Here is a 15,103-nt window from a genome sequence, read left to right as displayed (position 1 = left end):
TGGTGCGCTCCAGTGGCTCAAAACGCTGTCTTTCTTCCTGACGAATTCCTCGCTCAAATGCGTGCGGCAATGCCGACGCATCTCTCATTCGACGATTTTATTGCCGCCTGCCAACGTCCGCTACGCCGCAGCATCCGCGTTAACACGCTGAAAACCAGCGTGGCTGACTTTCTGCAGCTGGTCGCCCCCTATGGCTGGCAGCTTACGCCGGTGCCGTGGTGCGCAGAGGGATTTTGGATCGAGCGCGAGGATGAGGAGTCCCTGCCGTTAGGCAGCACCGCCGAGCATCTCAGCGGACTCTTCTATATTCAGGAAGCCAGCTCAATGCTGCCGGTTGCCGCCCTGTTTGCCGATGGCGATATGCCGCAGCGGGTGATGGATGTCGCCGCCGCGCCGGGGTCAAAAACCACGCAAATCGCCGCCCGGATGGGTAACAAAGGCGGGATCCTCGCCAACGAATATTCCGCCAGCCGGGTCAAAGTCCTGCATGCCAACATCAGCCGCTGCGGAATAAGCAACGTCGCGCTGACGCATTTCGATGGCCGGGTATTTGGCGCCGCGCTGCCGGAGTGCTTCGATGCCATCCTGCTCGACGCCCCCTGCTCCGGCGAAGGCGTGGTGCGCAAAGATCCCGATGCCTTGAAAAACTGGTCCTCGGAAAGCAACCAGCAGATCGCCGCAACCCAGCGCGAGCTTATCGATAGCGCCTTTCACGCCCTGCAACCGGGCGGCACGCTGGTGTACTCAACCTGCACCCTGAACCGCGAAGAGAATGAGGACGTGGTGCACTGGCTGCTGGCGCGCTACCCGCAGGCGGTGGAGACGCTGCCTCTTGGCGCGCTCTTCCCCCAGGCCAGCGAGGCCCTGACCACAGAGGGCTTTCTTCACGTCTTCCCGCAGATTTATGACTGCGAGGGATTCTTCGTTGCCCGTCTGCGTAAAACCGCCGCCGTTGAACCGCTGCCGGCGCCGGGCTACAAGGTCGGTAAGTTTCCGTTTGTTCCCCTCAAGCGGCGGGAAAGCGCCGCCGTGTCGGACGCAGCGGCGGCCGTTGGCCTGCGCTGGGATGAAAGCCATACCCTCTGGCAACGCGATAAGGAAATTTGGCTATTTCCGCAAGCCCTGGAAGCGTTTATTGGCAAGGTCCGCTTTTCGCGGATTGGGCTCAGGCTGGCGGAAACGCACAACAAGGGCTTCCGCTGGCAGCACGAGGCGGTTATCGCCCTTGCCGCATCCGCGACGCCTTTTGAGCTAACGCAGAGTGAAGCCGAAGAGTGGTATCGCGGACGCGATATTTACCCGCAAACCGCGCCGCAGCAGGACGAAGCGATCGTCACTTATCAGGGCGCTCCCCTGGGCCTGGCGAAAAAAGTCGGTTCGCGCCTGAAGAACAGCTATCCGCGCGAGCTGGTGCGCGACGGGAAGCTATTTGCCGGCAAGGTGTGATTAAGCGCAGAAAAACAGCATTTTTTAACTGGCGATTTGCGCCCCATTGTCTACGCTGAAAATTGCGGCCTTAACTGGTCGTACCACAATTCAGCAGACAAACGGGGTGAATTTATGAGCAAAACAAGCATACGCATCGGCGCGTTTGAGATAGACGATGCCGAACTGCACGGTGAACAGCAGGGAGAGCGAACGTTAAGTATTCCCTGCAAATCCGACCCGGATTTATGTATGCAGCTCGACGGTTGGGATGCTGATACCAGCGTTCCCGCTATTCTTGATGGTCAACATTCTGTTCTCTACCGTAAGCACTACGATCAACAATCTGACGCCTGGGTCATGCGCGTAGCCTGACTCAAAAAGAACCCGTCGCCTGAGACGGGTTATTTACCCCCCGCACTCGCTAAACCCCCCTATACTTATTAGCACGTTAACCTGAACATGTGGCCAGGATGTTTGCCTTAGTTTTGTTCATTTGTTACCTGGACGGCGGCTGCGAGGATATTGTCGTGGATGTTTATGACGACGAACGACGCTGTATAGTCGCGATGGACGATCAGCGGATCCGCCAGGGCGGCTGCTTTCCGGTAGAAGATTTTATCGACGGTTTCTGGCGCCCCGCCAGCGAATACAGCGATTTCTAACCTGCCTGCTGCAGTTGCACGAGGGTCAGCTCGCCGCCAAAGACGGCTCCGGTATCAATGTAGTGCTGGTTATCGCTGTCGTAGCGCTGCTTGAGCGGAGTATGGCCAAACCAGAAATGATCGGCGCCGCCGATAGCCCCATGTCGCCCGGCCAGATGGTCCGTCAGACGTTGACGGTTCCACAGGACCTGGGATGCGTCCACCGGCTGCTGCCACCGGTAGGACGACGCCGGATAGTCTGCGTGGGCAATAATATGCGTCTGCGAGCTGGCGCAGAGCTCAATAATCAACGGCAGCTGACGGCAGCGAGCAAAGAGCGGCGCCATCTGCCGTCGCGCGTTTGGCGAGCTCTCCTGGAACCAGCGCCCGCCGTTGAGCATCCACAGCGCCGGCTTCCCGCTCTCCTGCGCCTCCAGCGCCATCTGCTCATGATTGCCCCGCACCGCGCGAAACCAGCGACGGTCGAGCAGGCCCAGACATGCCGCACTTTGCGGCCCGCGATCGATCAGATCGCCCACTGAGATAAGCAGATCCTGGTACGGGTCAAACCTCAGCAGCCGCAGTTTTGCCGTCAGCTGCGCAAGGCAGCCGTGCAGATCACCGACGAGCCAAATATTACGCCAGCCTGAACCATCAAGATGCTGATACATATTGTTCCTCCAGCTATAATTATAGCGAGTTATTTCTCTTGTTCCCCTCCCGGAAACACACCTCAATAAAATTTAAACGAAACGGAAATATAGTCCGCCGGGGCATTAATCTCGCGTCCGAGTCTCACTAAAATAGAGACTAAATAACGCCGAGGTATTCATCGTGACGGACAATAGCCTGCATTCAGCCTACGTACTACAGCCACGCACAAATCTAATTACCGATCTGGTTATGGGCAGACTTATTCCCGCGCCAATCTGGCAAAAGCGTAATTACCGGCTTAAGTTCCTGCTGCGAACAGCATTATTTTACACGCCGACCCGGCTGATGCTGGATAATCTCGCGGCGCGGCCCAACTTCAGCCAGCTGCTCGCCGCTCAGGCGACGCTGCCGGGCAAAGTTCATCGTCAGTACCTGAGGCGCGGGCTCAACGCCGGCCAGCGCGCCGCGGCGATTGTCAGCCACTATCAATATATCGATACCTTACCCGCCGGCCGGCTGAGTGCCGCCATGACCGCGGTACAGGAGATGCCGCTGCTGGAGCTGCAGGGCAAAGATGACTCCCGGTTCACGATCTCGGCCTCCTCTGCCGGGAAAGCCGAGCGCGAAGGCGAAACTACGCTTTGGCTGCGCGACGGTAGCCAAACGGTGCTGGCCAGCGCGACGTTCAGCGTGGTGCGCGAACAGGAGCAGTGGCAGCTGACCATCGGCGGGCTGCAGGGGCCGCGGCGCAACGTCCCGCACGAGGCGATAAAGCAGGCTACCCGCGCCTGCTACGGCCTGTTTCCTAAACGCCTGCTGCTGGAGTTTATCTGGGCGCTGGCGGCGCAAAGCAATATCCAGGCGATTTATGGCGTCAGCGATAACGGCCACGTTTTCAGGGCATTACGCTATCGCTTGAGTAAAGGGCGCCACTTCCACGCCAGCTATGACGAGTTCTGGAAGTCTATTGAAGGCGCGGCCGACGGCGCGTGGCGCTGGCGCTTGCCGCTGCGCCTTGAGCGCAAGTCTTTGGACGAGATTGCCAGCAAAAAACGGGCTGAGTATCGCCGCCGCTTCCAGCTGCTCGATGAGCTGAATGCCCGGGTTATCGCACTCGCCGCCGGCTCCTCGCAGGCGTAGCTTTCCAACAAATCAACGCCGTTTTAGCAACGGCGTTTGCATCTTATCCTGCGCTTTCGTTACTATCATCACTTCTCCGTTTCCGTTCAGGTAGCCATTGAAGTTATGAGTAAAGCAGAAGCAGTGCTGTTGGCTATCGTCTTGATTATTTTGACGGCTTCCCTGTGGTTTATTTTCAGCGGTGAAATCTGGTCCCTCGTCAGTTATCTGGAGACGCAGCTATATCCCTCTTTAGTCGCTCCGGAATAAACCCGTTTTTTTATTTACGAATTCATCCTGCGCTTTCTTTTTCTCACTTCATCGCTCATTTTTGATGCCTAAAACAGTATCAATAATACTAATCATTACGGTTTACTCATCCACAAACAGACGAATCCGCCCGGTCAATTTATCCGGCGCTAAAATCGCTCCGGGTGCTGCGCAGGGACCCAATGCCGGGTCCGATGCCAATGCGCTCTTCCCTCTTTGAATCATCCGCTTAGAACCATCGATCTCCTTGCATCCCTTTATCTGTAACCTCGTTTTGGTTCAGCTGACTCCTTTACCCTTGCAACTACGCCATCGGCCATCAGCAGGTGGTACTCAAGGTTACGCTGAAGGTGGCCAACGACTGCTTTCCTGGCAGCGCGCCCGACAGCGACGGCTGGCGCCAGTAAGAGCGCCTGACCGTCTCCTGGAGAGGCTTTAACGCCGCGTTTTTCTGTAAAGGAAATGTGAATGCGTTTTTTGTTGTGGTATAAGGGAAAAAGGTCGCGTCGGGAAACGAGGGATCGTTTCGGGCCTTCTGAAGATAGGTTCTTGAAAGATATAGATAAAAAGAGACCGAACACGATTCCTGTATTCGGTCCAGGGAAATGGCTCTTGGGAGAGAGCCGTGCGCTAAAAGTTGGCATTAATGCAGGCTAAGTCGCCTTGCCTTATAAGAATAGTTTACCGCGTCAGGTTTTCCAGTCCGCAACAAAAGTGGGCCAATAATTCCTGGTAAAATCGCGGAGACGCATAAAAAAACCGCCGTTCCTGATGCAGGTAAACGGCGGTTTTTTCATTTTAATACAGCCAGATAATTCCAAAAATCAGCACAGCTTTTGCGCACGCTCGATAAATGGTGCCAGGCTCATTTTTTGCCCCGGATGCTGGGGGTCGTCGATCTGGATCACAGAAATCGGCTGGCCGCTGGTTTTACCGGCCTTGACCTGCTCAATGGCAGTATCATTCAACGGATACTGCACCAGGGTACTGGGATTGATGGCATACAGCGCATTTCCCGGACGACAGGTCAGCATGACCTCCTCCCGGTTAAATGCCCAGCTATCCTTACCGACTTCAAAGCGACTAACGGTGATAACCTGCGGGGCCGCCAGCGCGGCGCTGGAGCTTGCCAGTAACATCAGTGTCAGAACAATTTTTTTCATGATTTAACCAGTTAATTCAATAAGGTTCCCAGGTTGCAAACAGGCTGACGGCCAGCAGCGCCAGCGCCCCCAGCGCCATCTCCACCTGCGTGGTCCGCAAAATGAGCTGCTCTGCCCGCGCCTCGTCCATCGACATTCGAGGTACCAGAACATACCGGTTCACCAGCGCGATTGCCACCATCCCCGCGACCAGAGCACATTTGATCAACAGCGCCCTGCCCCACGGAGAATCGCTGAACAATCCGCCCTGAATCAGCAGCGTATTCACCACGCCGCTGGCAATGGTTCCGGCCACCGCCAGATGCCCGTAGCGCGAAAAGCGCATCATGGCGCCAATCGCCGCCTGCCGCCAGCGCCCCTGCAGCAAACGCAGGCAGTAGATAAACGGCAGCAGCCCGCCAAACCAGCCGGCGATGCAGAACAAATGCACCGCATGATTGGTGCGCTGCAGCGCCCCCAGCCCGCCCTCACTCATCGCCGCATGGCCCACTCCCGCCAGCAGAAGCAGCTGGCCGCAGAGTAGCACCAGCAGCAGTCGCGCCGGATGGCGCGGCTTAAGCCAGACGACGATGAGCGTCACCCAGGCCAGCAGTATTTGCCACACCCACACGCTACCAAACCGCGTGCCGGCAACGGCTTGCCAGATGGCGGGTTGCCAGACATCCGGCCAGCCCTCGCCCATCAGGCCACCCTGTGCCATCAGCATCAGCAGCGCTGAAAGCGCGCTAATCAACAGCAGGTAGCGAAGCAGCGGATAAAACCGCTGCATCAGCAGGCGACGAAGCGTCGCTGGCGCCCACCACGCGCCGTACAGCACGCAGCCGAAAGCCACCATCAGCGAGCCGAAGTGGACAAAGCGTAAAGCGATATAGAGTGCCGCGAGCATCGTTTATTTGACGGTAAAGTGGTATTGCCCTTTGGTTTTATGACCATCGACGGAGACCACATGCCAGTCAACGGTATATTCACCCGCCGTTAAGGGCTGCGCCAGCGGGACGATCAGCTGCGCTTTATTATCATCGCTAAGCGCCAGCTTGCCGGTAGCCACCGCTTTTTGCTGAGGGCCGTTAAGCGTCACGCTGCTGAAGCGGGTTTCGATACCCTCGGAAAAGCTCAGCGTTAGCGCCTGCGGCGAAGCGCTCACCGTAGAATCTGCGGCGGGGGTTTGTTGCTGCAGATGCGCGTGGGCAAAAGCCCCGGCGCTGACCAGCAAACCGGCGAGAAGAGCAGAAACGCGCAGCGCGCTACCGGCGAGAATACGCATAATCGTCATTCCTTTTCGTTATGTATGTAGCACAGAGAATAACCCTGTATAATGGCGTAGTCGAGCCATGCGTTTAAGTCTTACGTTACCCTCGACCGGCTTTCGGTATCACCCAGGAGAAACCCAATGGAAAATAATCTGGCAAAAATCTCGCAGGACGAGATGGACAAGGTCAATGTCGATCTTGCGGCAGCCGGCGTCGCCTTTAAAGAACGTTACAATATGCCGGTGGTCGCCGATTTAGTCGAAAGAGAGCAGCCTGCTCATCTCCGGGACTGGTTCCGCGAACGCCTGATCGCCCATCGCCTGGCATCCGTTTCACTCTCGCGCCTGCCCTATGAACCCAAAACGAAATAATTCGGCCCTCCTGCGGACGCCCGGGTTGGCAAGACCGGCGCATTCTATTACGCTGACCCCTTTGACCCGGAGCGCGAAATGCTACGCGTAATCGATACAGAAACCTGCGGACTGCAGGGAGGCATCGTAGAAATAGCCTCGGTCGATATTGTCGATGGCCAGATAACCAATCCGATGAGCCATCTGGTCCGCCCCGATCGGCCTATCAGCCCGCAGGCGATGGCTATTCATCACATCACCGAAGAGATGGTCGCCGACCAGCCGTGGATTGAAGAGATTGTCCCGCACTATTTGGGTAGTCCCTGGTACGTTGCCCATAACGCCAGCTTTGACCGGCGGGTGTTGCCAGAGATGCACGGCGACTGGATTTGCACCATGAAGCTGGCGCGCCGCCTGTGGCCGGGGATTAAATATAGCAATATGGGGCTCTATAAGTCGCGCAAGCTGAACGTCACCACGCCCGCAGGCCTGCACCACCACCGCGCGCTCTATGACTGCTATATCACCGCCGCGCTGCTCCTGGATATTATCAACGTCTCCGGCTGGTCGCCTGACGATATGGCGACCATCACCGGCCGTCCGGCGCTGTTGACCACCTTCACGTTTGGCAAGTATCGCGGCAAGCCGGTTGCTGAAGTGGCGGAAAACGATCCGGGCTACCTACGCTGGCTGTTCAACAACCTGGATCGGATGAGCCCCGAGCTGCGCTTAACCCTCAAGCACTACCTCGGGGATTAAGCGCCTGCCCTATACGTCGGCCTGGCCTGGCAGCGTTCCCTGCGCCAGGCCTATCAGAAACGCGTACTCGAGAGCCACGCCCTCATAGCTTTTAAAACGTCCCGATTTCCCGCCGTGCCCTGAATCCATATCGGTACACAGCAGCAGCAGATTATCGTTCGTTTTCAGTTCACGCAGCTTCGCCACCCATTTTGCCGGTTCCCAGTACTGCACCTGGGAGTCATGTAGCCCGGTGGTCACCAGCATGTGCGGATAGGCCTGAGCCGTAACGTTATCGTAGGGGCTATAGCCCTTCATATAGCGATAGTACGTTTCATCCTGCGGGTTGCCCCACTCTTCAAACTCCCCGGTCGTTAGCGGGATAGACTCGTCGAGCATGGTGGTGAGCACGTCAACAAAGGGTACCTGCGCCACCACGCCATGAAACAGCTCCGGGCGCTGATTGATGGCCACGCCCATGAGCATCCCACCGGCGCTGCCGCCCATGCCGTAGCACAGCTGCGGATCGCCGTAGCCCTGCTTCAGCAGCGCATCGCAGACGTCGAGGTAATCATTGAAGGTATTGTTCTTGCAAAGAAACTTCCCGTCCTCATACCACTGCTGCCCCAGCTCGCCGCCGCCGCGCACGTGGGCGATGGCGAAAACAAAGCCGCGGTCAAGCAGGCTCAGGCGGCTGGCGCTGAAATCTGCGTCCTCGCTGGCGCCGTATGAACCATAGGCGTAAACCAGCAGCGGGCTGGCGCTGCGGCGGAAGTATTCGTGCCGGTAGACCAGCGAGACCGGAACCTCAACGCCGTCGCGGGCCTGGATCCACAGATGTTCGCTGCGGTAATGACTGGCGTCGAAACCTTTAACCTCCTGCTGTTTAAGCACCCGCCGTTCACCGGTATCCATATCGAGCTCGAACAGCGTATCCGGCGTGGTCATCGAGGAGTAGCCGTAGCGTAAGCGCGAGGTTTCCGGCTCGGGATTATAGGCAAGCCAGGTGACGTAGGCCGGGTCATCAAAGGCAATACCCACCGCTTCCCGGGTCGTACGGTTGATCTGCCGCAGGCTGGTAAGCCCATGCTGGCGCTCCTCCACCACCAGCCAGTCGGTAAACAGCGTAAAACCTTCCAGCATCACGTCATCGCGCGGCGGGATCAGGGCCTGCCACTGCTGCTCGTCGCGCTGATGCGTAAGGTAGAGACCGAAGTTTTTGCCTTCACGATTAGAACGCAGGTAGAACGCGTGCTGATAGTGATCGAGGCTGTATTCATGATCTTTGCGCCGCGACAGAAAGCACACCGGCTCGGCGTCGGGCATTTCAGCATTCAGTAGCCGCACTTCGCTGGTGGTCGCGCTCGCAAGGTAGATAACCACAAACTGCTGCGAGGTGGTCTTATGGACGCTGACGTAAAAGGTTTCATCCTGCTCTTCGTATACCAGCACGTCCGCTTCCGCCGAGGTGCCGACGGTATGTCGCCAGACCTGGTACGGCAGCAGCGTGGTGGGGTGTTTGCGCACATACCACAGGGTGCGTGAGTCGTTGCTCCAGACGAATCCCGGGGAGACGTTCTCCAGCACTTCGGGATACCAGCTACCGTCGGAGAGGTTGCACAAGCGCAGGCTGTACTGCCGCCGGGAGAGATAATCCTCCGCCAGCGCCATCAGACCGTTGTCCGGGGAGATCCCCAGCCCGCCGAGGGTGTAGAACTCGCTTTGCGCCGCGCGCTGGTTGCTATCGAGCAGAAGCTCCCACGGGTCCCACTCCTCTTTGAGCACCGACTGGCGTTGGTAAATCGCGTATTCGCAGCCCGGCTCATAGACCTGACGATAGCGATAGCCATTTTTACTGTAAGGCGCGGAGACTTCGCGCTGGGGGATGCGGTCGATAATCTCTTTCAGCACCCGCTCCTGCAGGCTACGCTGGGTGTCCATCACCGCTTTGCCGTAGGCATTCTCCTCGCGCAGATAATCCAGCACCGCCGGCTGCGAACGCTCATCGTCACGCAGCCAGAAGTAGTTATCAATACGCGTATCGCCATGTAAGGTCATCGCGTGGGGAACCCGTTTCGCTTTTGGTAGCATCTCTTTGTTCTTCTTCGGCTTAATTTTATGCGCACAACGTTAATCGACGCGCGTCCGGACGGCAAGACAAGAAATCTCCACGGCATAAATCGCTCTGCCCCGAAGGTTGGCAAACGGCCAACAGCGGACCGACGCTCGGCTACCGCTGGTGAGAAAACGCCGGAGAGAGGATCATCCCCGGCCTGCGCGACGTCAGGCTGAGAGATGACCCGTATATAAGGGTGGCAAAAGTTGCCAGCGATGCAAGCGGAACGTGATGATTTAAGAGGGAAGAGCCTGCTTTTGCGCCTGAATATCCTGTTCGATCTCGGACCGCACGTCCGCAGGGATTTTCAGCGCTTCGCCCAGGGCGTTGAGGTAGCTGCGCTCCATAAAATGGTCAATATCAATCACCGCACAGCTCAGATAGTAGACTTCCAGCGCTTCCTGCTCGCTGCTGATCCCCTGCGCCAGGCGCTGCGGGTCCAGGGGCTGAGTCAATGCGCGATCGATAAGCACCCGCCCCTGCACGTCGATATTAGCCGCGCGCAGCTGCTCTTCGATGCTCGCGCGTTCGTTTTCATCAATATGCCCGTCGCTTTTGGCGGCAAAAACCAGCGCCTGAATCAGCCGCTCGCTGCGGGCATCAGGCTCAGGTGACGCCGGAACCTGCCCGGCCGGCTCCGGCTGCGGCGAAGCGGCGCGCATTTTCTGCTGATACTTGTTCCACAGCACGCTTCCTGCCACCGCGCCGCCGCCAACCAGCAGCGCGCTGGTGCCATATTTCGCCAGCAGCTTACGCGACGATTTGCTGGCGACCAGCAGTCCCGCCAGGCCGCCAAGCGCGCCGGGCAGCAGCAGATTTTTACCGCCCGAACGATCGTCAGATGAAGAAGATTGACCCTGCTGACCCAGCAGAGACTGAAGTTGATTAAGCCAGTTAGCCATGATTTCCTCGTTGCACAATAGGCGATGTCATCAGCCTAAACGACGCGATGTCAGGAAATGTTATCAGTGGCTAAAGATGCGCAAATTCCGGGTGGCTCAGGCCGCTTTCGCCTTGCGCGATTTTGGCGCCGCTTTTTCCGCCGCTTTTTCCGCCGCTTTTTCCGCCGCGCCGTCATCCGCGCTGGCGCTGATGGCGTCATCGCCAGCGTCTGCGGACTGTTGTTCGTTTTCATCCTGCCCGGCGGCGTGCTCTTCCGCTTCAGGGAGTTTTCCGGACTTCATAATGTGATGTAAGGTGTCTTTGCGCTCCGCCAGCCACATCGCCATCTCATCACGCTGGGCTTCATCAAGCGTCAGCGGGCAGTCTACCAGCCAGTCGTTAAGGACTTCGGCAAGATCGAGCATTTTGTCGTAAGCATCGGCCTCTTTTTTGCTGGTAAAAGACATCTTTTCCTCACCTTCGCGAATCACCACATATTTGATTTCAACCGCCATTGTGCAGCCCCTTTTTATACTGTATTTATATACAGTATATCAAATTTAGGGCCAGGACTCAACTCACGCGCATAAAGACAGACGCAAACGTTTTCGTTTATACTACGGCGCATGTTTTTTTACTGCGGAAGAGAGTCATGACTGTATTAGGCACAGCGCTGCGCCCTGCGGCAACGCGAGTTATGCTGTTAGGTTCCGGCGAGCTGGGTAAGGAAGTCGCCATCGAGTGTCAACGTCTGGGCATTGAGACCATCGCCGTCGATCGCTACCCTGACGCGCCGGCCATGCAGGTCGCGCACCGTTCGCATGTCGTCAACATGCTGCACGGAGATGCCCTGCGCGCCATAATTGAGCAAGAAAAACCCGACTTTATCGTGCCGGAAATTGAAGCCATCGCCACCGATACTCTGGTCGAGCTGGAGCTGTGCGGACAAAAAGTCGTTCCCACCGCTCGCGCCGCAAAGCTGACGATGAACCGTGAAGGCATTCGCCGCCTGGCCGCTGAAGAGCTGCAGCTTCCAACCTCGGCCTATCGTTTTGCCGACAGTGAAGCCGCCTTTAACGACGCCGTGAACGAGATTGGCCTGCCGTGTATCGTCAAGCCGGTGATGAGCTCTTCCGGTAAAGGACAAAGCTTTATCCGCCGCCGCGAACAGCTGGCCGACGCGTGGCTTTATGCCCAGCAGGGCGGCCGCGCCGGCGCCGGCCGCGTTATTGTCGAAGGCGTGGTGAACTTCGATTTTGAAATCACCCTGCTCACCGTCAGCGCGGTCGACGGCGTGCACTTCTGCGCCCCGGTCGGCCACCGTCAGGAAGATGGCGACTATCGAGAATCCTGGCAACCTCAGCAGATGAGCGAGCTGGCGCTGGCCCGCGCGCAGGAAATTGCCCGCAACGTGGTGCTGGCGCTCGGCGGTTACGGCCTGTTCGGCGTCGAGCTGTTCGTGTGCGGCGATGAGGTGATTTTTAGCGAAGTCTCGCCGCGTCCGCACGATACCGGAATGGTTACGCTCATTTCGCAGGATCTGTCGGAGTTCGCCCTGCACGTCCGCGCCTTCCTCGGTCTGCCGGTTGGTGCGATTCGCCAGTATGGCCCGGCGGCTTCCGCGGTGATTCTGCCGCAGCTCACCAGCCACAACGTAACCTTCGGCAACCTTCAGGCCGCGGTCGGCGCGGGCCTGCAGGTGCGTCTGTTCGGTAAGCCGGAAATTGACGGTTCCCGTCGTCTGGGCGTCACGCTGGCGGTAGCGGAGAGCGTCGATGAGGCGGTTGCGCGCGCCAAAGCCGCGGCGTCAGCGGTGGTGGTTGAGGGATAAAAAAACCCGGTAGCGTTGTCGCTTACCGGGTCAGAACTGAGGCGCGGAAATTACTTCGCGCCTTCTACCGCTTCACGAGCCAGAGTGGTGATACGGTCGTAATCGCCTGCTTCCAGCGCATCCGCCGGTACCAGCCATGAACCGCCGATACACAGAACGCTGTTCAGCGCCAGGTAGTCGCGGTAGTTAGCCGGAGAGATCCCGCCGGTCGGGCAGAAACGAATATGGGCGAACGGACCGCCAATTGCCTGCAGCGCCTTCACGCCGCCGTTCGCTTCAGCCGGGAAGAATTTAAACTCTTTCAGGCCGTACTGCATGCCCAGCATCAGCTCGGATACGGTGCTGATACCCGGGATCAGTGGAATAGTCCCTTCTTCAGTCGCCGCCTTGAGCAGAGAATCGGTCAGGCCCGGGCTGATAGCGAACTGCGCTCCCGCCTCGGTCACTTCTTTCAGCTGCGCCGCGTTAGTCACGGTGCCGGCGCCGACAATCGCCTCCGGGACTTCTTTGGCGATTGCGCGGATAGCATCCAGCGCGCATTCGGTACGCAGGGTCACTTCCAGTACGCGTACGCCGCCTGCAACCAGCGCTTTTGCCATCGGCACGGCGTGTTCCAGCTTTTTCACCACGATCACCGGGACAACCGGGCCGGAGGTGAGGATTGCTTCTGCAGTTGTTTTCCAGTTTTTCATCAGAGTTTCTCTCTCGCCAGATCTACAAATTGTATGGTCTTAAAAAGTGATGCAGGTTGCGCCCTGTTCGGCTCCGGAGAGTTTCTCACGCAGCGCAGAGAACATTTCACGACCGGTCCCGACTCGCGAACCGCTCAGGTCAGGAATATGCGGCTGCCGCGCAGCCAGTTCAGCATCGTCCACCAGCAGCGTCAGCTCGCCGGTCTGGCCGTTGACGCGGATGATATCGCCATCACGGACTTTCGCCAGCAGCCCGCCGTCGTAAGCTTCAGGCGTGACGTGGATGGCTGACGGGACTTTGCCCGATGCGCCAGAGAGTCGACCATCGGTGACTAGCGCTATTTTGAAACGGCGGTCCAATAATACACCAAGTGGCGGCATAAGTTTATGTAATTCTGGCATGCCGTTCGCTTTTGGCCCCTGATGACGAACCACGACGACGCAATCTTTGTCCAGCATCCCGGCTTCGAAAGCAGGCAGTACGTCGTGCTGGCTTTCAAAAATAACCGCCGGCGCTTCGATAACCTGATTTTCCACCGGCACCGCCGAGGTTTTCATGACCGCACGGCCAAGGTTGCCGCTCAGTACTTTGGTGCCGCCGTGACGAGAGAACGGCTTGTCGAACGTCGCGATGACCTGGTCGTCGAGCGGCGCGCTTGCCCCTTCACGCCAGTCCAGCTCGCCGTTGTTCAACCACGGCTCCATGGTGTAATGCGAAAGCCCAAAGCCGGCCACGGTATTAACATCTTCGTGCAGCAGCCCGCCTTTCAGCAGTTCGCGGATCAGCACCGGCACGCCGCCTGCCGCCTGGAAGTGGTTGATATCCGCCGGACCGTTCGGATAGAGGCGCGCCAGCAGCGGCACCACGTCCGAGAGATCGGAAAAATCATCCCAGTTAATGATGATGCCCGCGGCGCGCGCCATTGCCACCAGGTGCATCGTATGGTTAGTTGAGCCGCCGGTCGCCAGCAGCGCCACGATGCCGTTAACCACCACTTTCTCATCAAACATTTTGCCCAGCGGCATCCACTCGTTGCCGTTGCCGGTCATACGGGTAACCTGGCGCGCGGCGGCGACGGTCAGCGCTGCGCGCAGCTCGGCATCCGGATGCACGAACGAGGAGCCCGGGAGCTGCATGCCCATAAACTCCACCACCATCTGATTGGTGTTAGCCGTACCGTAGAACGTACAGGTGCCCGGCGCGTGGTAAGAGGCGGCTTCCGACTCCAGCAGCGCCATTCGGTCAACCTTACCTTCGGCGTACAGCTGGCGAATACGCACTTTCTCTTTATTCGCCAGGCCGCTGGCCATCGGGCCAGACGGAATGAAGACGGACGGCAGATGGCCAAAGGAGAGCGCGGCCATCGTCAGGCCGGGGACAATTTTGTCGCAGACGCCAAGATACAGCGCGCCGTCGAACATATTGTGCGACAGGCCGATAGCAGTAGACATGGCAATCACTTCGCGGCTCAGCAGGGACAGCTCCATTCCGTCCTGCCCCTGGGTTACCCCATCGCACATCGCCGGCACGCCGCCGGCAACCTGACCAACCGCATTCACCGAATGCAGCGCCCTGCGGATGATATCCGGATAGGACTCGTAGGGCTGATGCGCGGACAGCATGTCGTTATAGGAGGTGATGATGGCAATGTTGTTACGCAGCATGCTTTTCAGCGAGGCTTTATCATCCGACTGACAGGCAGCAAAACCGTGGGCCAGGTTACCGCACGCCAGCTGGGCGCGATGGACGGTATCCGTTTTGGCTTGATTAATCCGTGCGAGGTAGGCAGTACGGGCGTCGCGCGACCGTTCGATAATGCGATTTGTTACCCGTAACATTGTCGAATTCATAAAGGCTCCTAAAAATTTATCTGTCCGGCCGCGGCATTTTTACGATGTCAAAAGAGTTAAAAGGCACCAACACTGCAGCTCAGAGGCAAAATGTCTGCCCGCAGTGTAATAAAAAAAG

Annotated in this window: 17 protein-coding genes; 8 read left to right on the top strand and 9 right to left on the bottom strand. The window is 58.0% G+C overall.

From position 1 onward, the window contains the following. Positions 1-12: 12 nt before the first annotated feature. The 3 genes from rsmF to NWP14_RS01085 all read left to right on the top strand — a co-directional run bounded on the left by rsmF (position 13) and on the right by NWP14_RS01085 (position 2,090). A complete protein-coding gene (gene rsmF / locus NWP14_RS01095) occupies positions 13-1,446 on the top strand; it encodes a 16S rRNA (cytosine(1407)-C(5))-methyltransferase RsmF (protein WP_095101728.1) in 1,434 nt (477 codons plus the stop codon). A gap of 114 nt (positions 1,447-1,560) precedes the next feature. After that, the gene (locus NWP14_RS01090; RefSeq protein WP_095101726.1) at positions 1,561-1,800 is read left to right on the top strand and encodes a YebV family protein; all 240 of its coding nucleotides are present in this window, start codon (positions 1,561-1,563) and stop codon (positions 1,798-1,800) included. Positions 1,801-1,898: 98 nt separating this feature from the next. After that, positions 1,899-2,090: a YebW family protein gene (locus NWP14_RS01085; protein WP_095101724.1), complete on the top strand. Its 192-nt coding sequence runs from the start codon at positions 1,899-1,901 to the stop codon at positions 2,088-2,090. Here the strand turns inward: NWP14_RS01085 and pphA are convergent. Then, on the bottom strand, positions 2,087-2,740 hold the full coding sequence (gene pphA / locus NWP14_RS01080; RefSeq protein ID WP_346431190.1) for a protein-serine/threonine phosphatase: 654 nt from the start codon (positions 2,738-2,740) through the stop codon (positions 2,087-2,089). The two genes, NWP14_RS01085 and pphA, sit on opposite strands and share 4 nt — an antisense overlap. Positions 2,741-2,903: 163 nt before the next feature. On the opposite strand from pphA, the gene NWP14_RS01075 reads away from it, so the two are divergent. Then, positions 2,904-3,863, top strand: coding sequence for a VirK/YbjX family protein (locus NWP14_RS01075; RefSeq protein ID WP_375214597.1), 960 nt, complete (start codon positions 2,904-2,906; stop codon positions 3,861-3,863). Positions 3,864-3,968: 105 nt separating this feature from the next. Continuing rightward, on the top strand, positions 3,969-4,112 hold the full coding sequence (locus NWP14_RS01070) for an Ecr family regulatory small membrane protein (RefSeq protein WP_141334947.1): 144 nt from the start codon (positions 3,969-3,971) through the stop codon (positions 4,110-4,112). A gap of 824 nt (positions 4,113-4,936) precedes the next feature. Here NWP14_RS01070 and NWP14_RS01065 read toward each other — a convergent pair. From NWP14_RS01065 to yobA, 3 genes are read right to left on the bottom strand one after another with little or no spacing between them, the layout of a single operon-like run. Continuing rightward, positions 4,937-5,275: a YebY family protein gene (locus NWP14_RS01065; protein WP_157349241.1), complete on the bottom strand. Its 339-nt coding sequence runs from the start codon at positions 5,273-5,275 to the stop codon at positions 4,937-4,939. A 16-nt stretch (positions 5,276-5,291) separates the two neighbouring features. Then, positions 5,292-6,161 carry a copper homeostasis membrane protein CopD gene (gene copD / locus NWP14_RS01060; RefSeq protein WP_375214596.1) on the bottom strand — a complete coding sequence of 290 codons (870 nt, stop codon included), beginning with the start codon at positions 6,159-6,161 and terminating at the stop codon, positions 5,292-5,294. 3 nt (positions 6,162-6,164) lie between these two features. Next, positions 6,165-6,539: a CopC domain-containing protein YobA gene (gene yobA, locus NWP14_RS01055; protein WP_095101710.1), complete on the bottom strand. Its 375-nt coding sequence runs from the start codon at positions 6,537-6,539 to the stop codon at positions 6,165-6,167. Between the two features lie 126 nt (positions 6,540-6,665). Here yobA and NWP14_RS01050 point away from each other — a divergent pair, with 126 nt between their 5' ends. Together NWP14_RS01050 and exoX are read left to right on the top strand one after the other, a co-directional pair. Continuing rightward, positions 6,666-6,896, top strand: a complete 231-nt coding sequence (locus tag NWP14_RS01050) for a DNA polymerase III subunit theta (RefSeq protein WP_041146219.1) — start codon at positions 6,666-6,668, stop codon at positions 6,894-6,896. A gap of 78 nt (positions 6,897-6,974) precedes the next feature. Next, entirely contained in the window at positions 6,975-7,634 is a 660-nt protein-coding gene (gene exoX, locus NWP14_RS01045) for an exodeoxyribonuclease X (protein ID WP_095101708.1), read from the top strand. A gap of 9 nt (positions 7,635-7,643) precedes the next feature. On the opposite strand, the gene ptrB is transcribed toward exoX, so the two are convergent. The 3 genes from ptrB to NWP14_RS01030 form a co-directional block, all read right to left on the bottom strand. Beyond that, positions 7,644-9,704: an oligopeptidase B gene (gene ptrB, locus NWP14_RS01040; RefSeq protein ID WP_375214595.1), complete on the bottom strand. Its 2,061-nt coding sequence runs from the start codon at positions 9,702-9,704 to the stop codon at positions 7,644-7,646. A 261-nt stretch (positions 9,705-9,965) separates the two neighbouring features. Continuing rightward, positions 9,966-10,631: a tellurite resistance TerB family protein gene (locus NWP14_RS01035; RefSeq protein WP_375214594.1), complete on the bottom strand. Its 666-nt coding sequence runs from the start codon at positions 10,629-10,631 to the stop codon at positions 9,966-9,968. Between the two features lie 96 nt (positions 10,632-10,727). Next, on the bottom strand, positions 10,728-11,126 hold the full coding sequence (locus tag NWP14_RS01030; protein WP_375214593.1) for a YebG family protein: 399 nt from the start codon (positions 11,124-11,126) through the stop codon (positions 10,728-10,730). Positions 11,127-11,263: 137 nt separating this feature from the next. Here NWP14_RS01030 and purT point away from each other — a divergent pair, with 137 nt between their 5' ends. After that, complete coding sequence (gene purT, locus NWP14_RS01025; RefSeq protein ID WP_331834426.1) at positions 11,264-12,442, top strand: formate-dependent phosphoribosylglycinamide formyltransferase; 1,179 nt, start codon at positions 11,264-11,266, stop codon at positions 12,440-12,442. Between the two features lie 50 nt (positions 12,443-12,492). Here purT and NWP14_RS01020 read toward each other — a convergent pair whose 3' ends face one another. Both NWP14_RS01020 and edd read right to left on the bottom strand, forming a co-directional pair. Next, positions 12,493-13,134, bottom strand: a complete 642-nt coding sequence (locus NWP14_RS01020) for a bifunctional 4-hydroxy-2-oxoglutarate aldolase/2-dehydro-3-deoxy-phosphogluconate aldolase (RefSeq protein ID WP_095101698.1) — start codon at positions 13,132-13,134, stop codon at positions 12,493-12,495. Positions 13,135-13,173: 39 nt separating this feature from the next. Continuing rightward, complete coding sequence (gene edd / locus NWP14_RS01015) at positions 13,174-14,985, bottom strand: phosphogluconate dehydratase (RefSeq protein WP_095101696.1); 1,812 nt, start codon at positions 14,983-14,985, stop codon at positions 13,174-13,176. Positions 14,986-15,103 lie beyond the last annotated feature (118 nt).

The sequence above is a fragment of the Klebsiella sp. C349492 genome (genome assembly GCF_042055345.1).
GTDB lineage: Bacteria > Pseudomonadota > Gammaproteobacteria > Enterobacterales > Enterobacteriaceae > Klebsiella > Klebsiella scottii.
The sequence above is the reverse complement of the archived record's forward strand: the minus strand, read 5'-3'. Positions and strand labels throughout refer to the sequence as shown.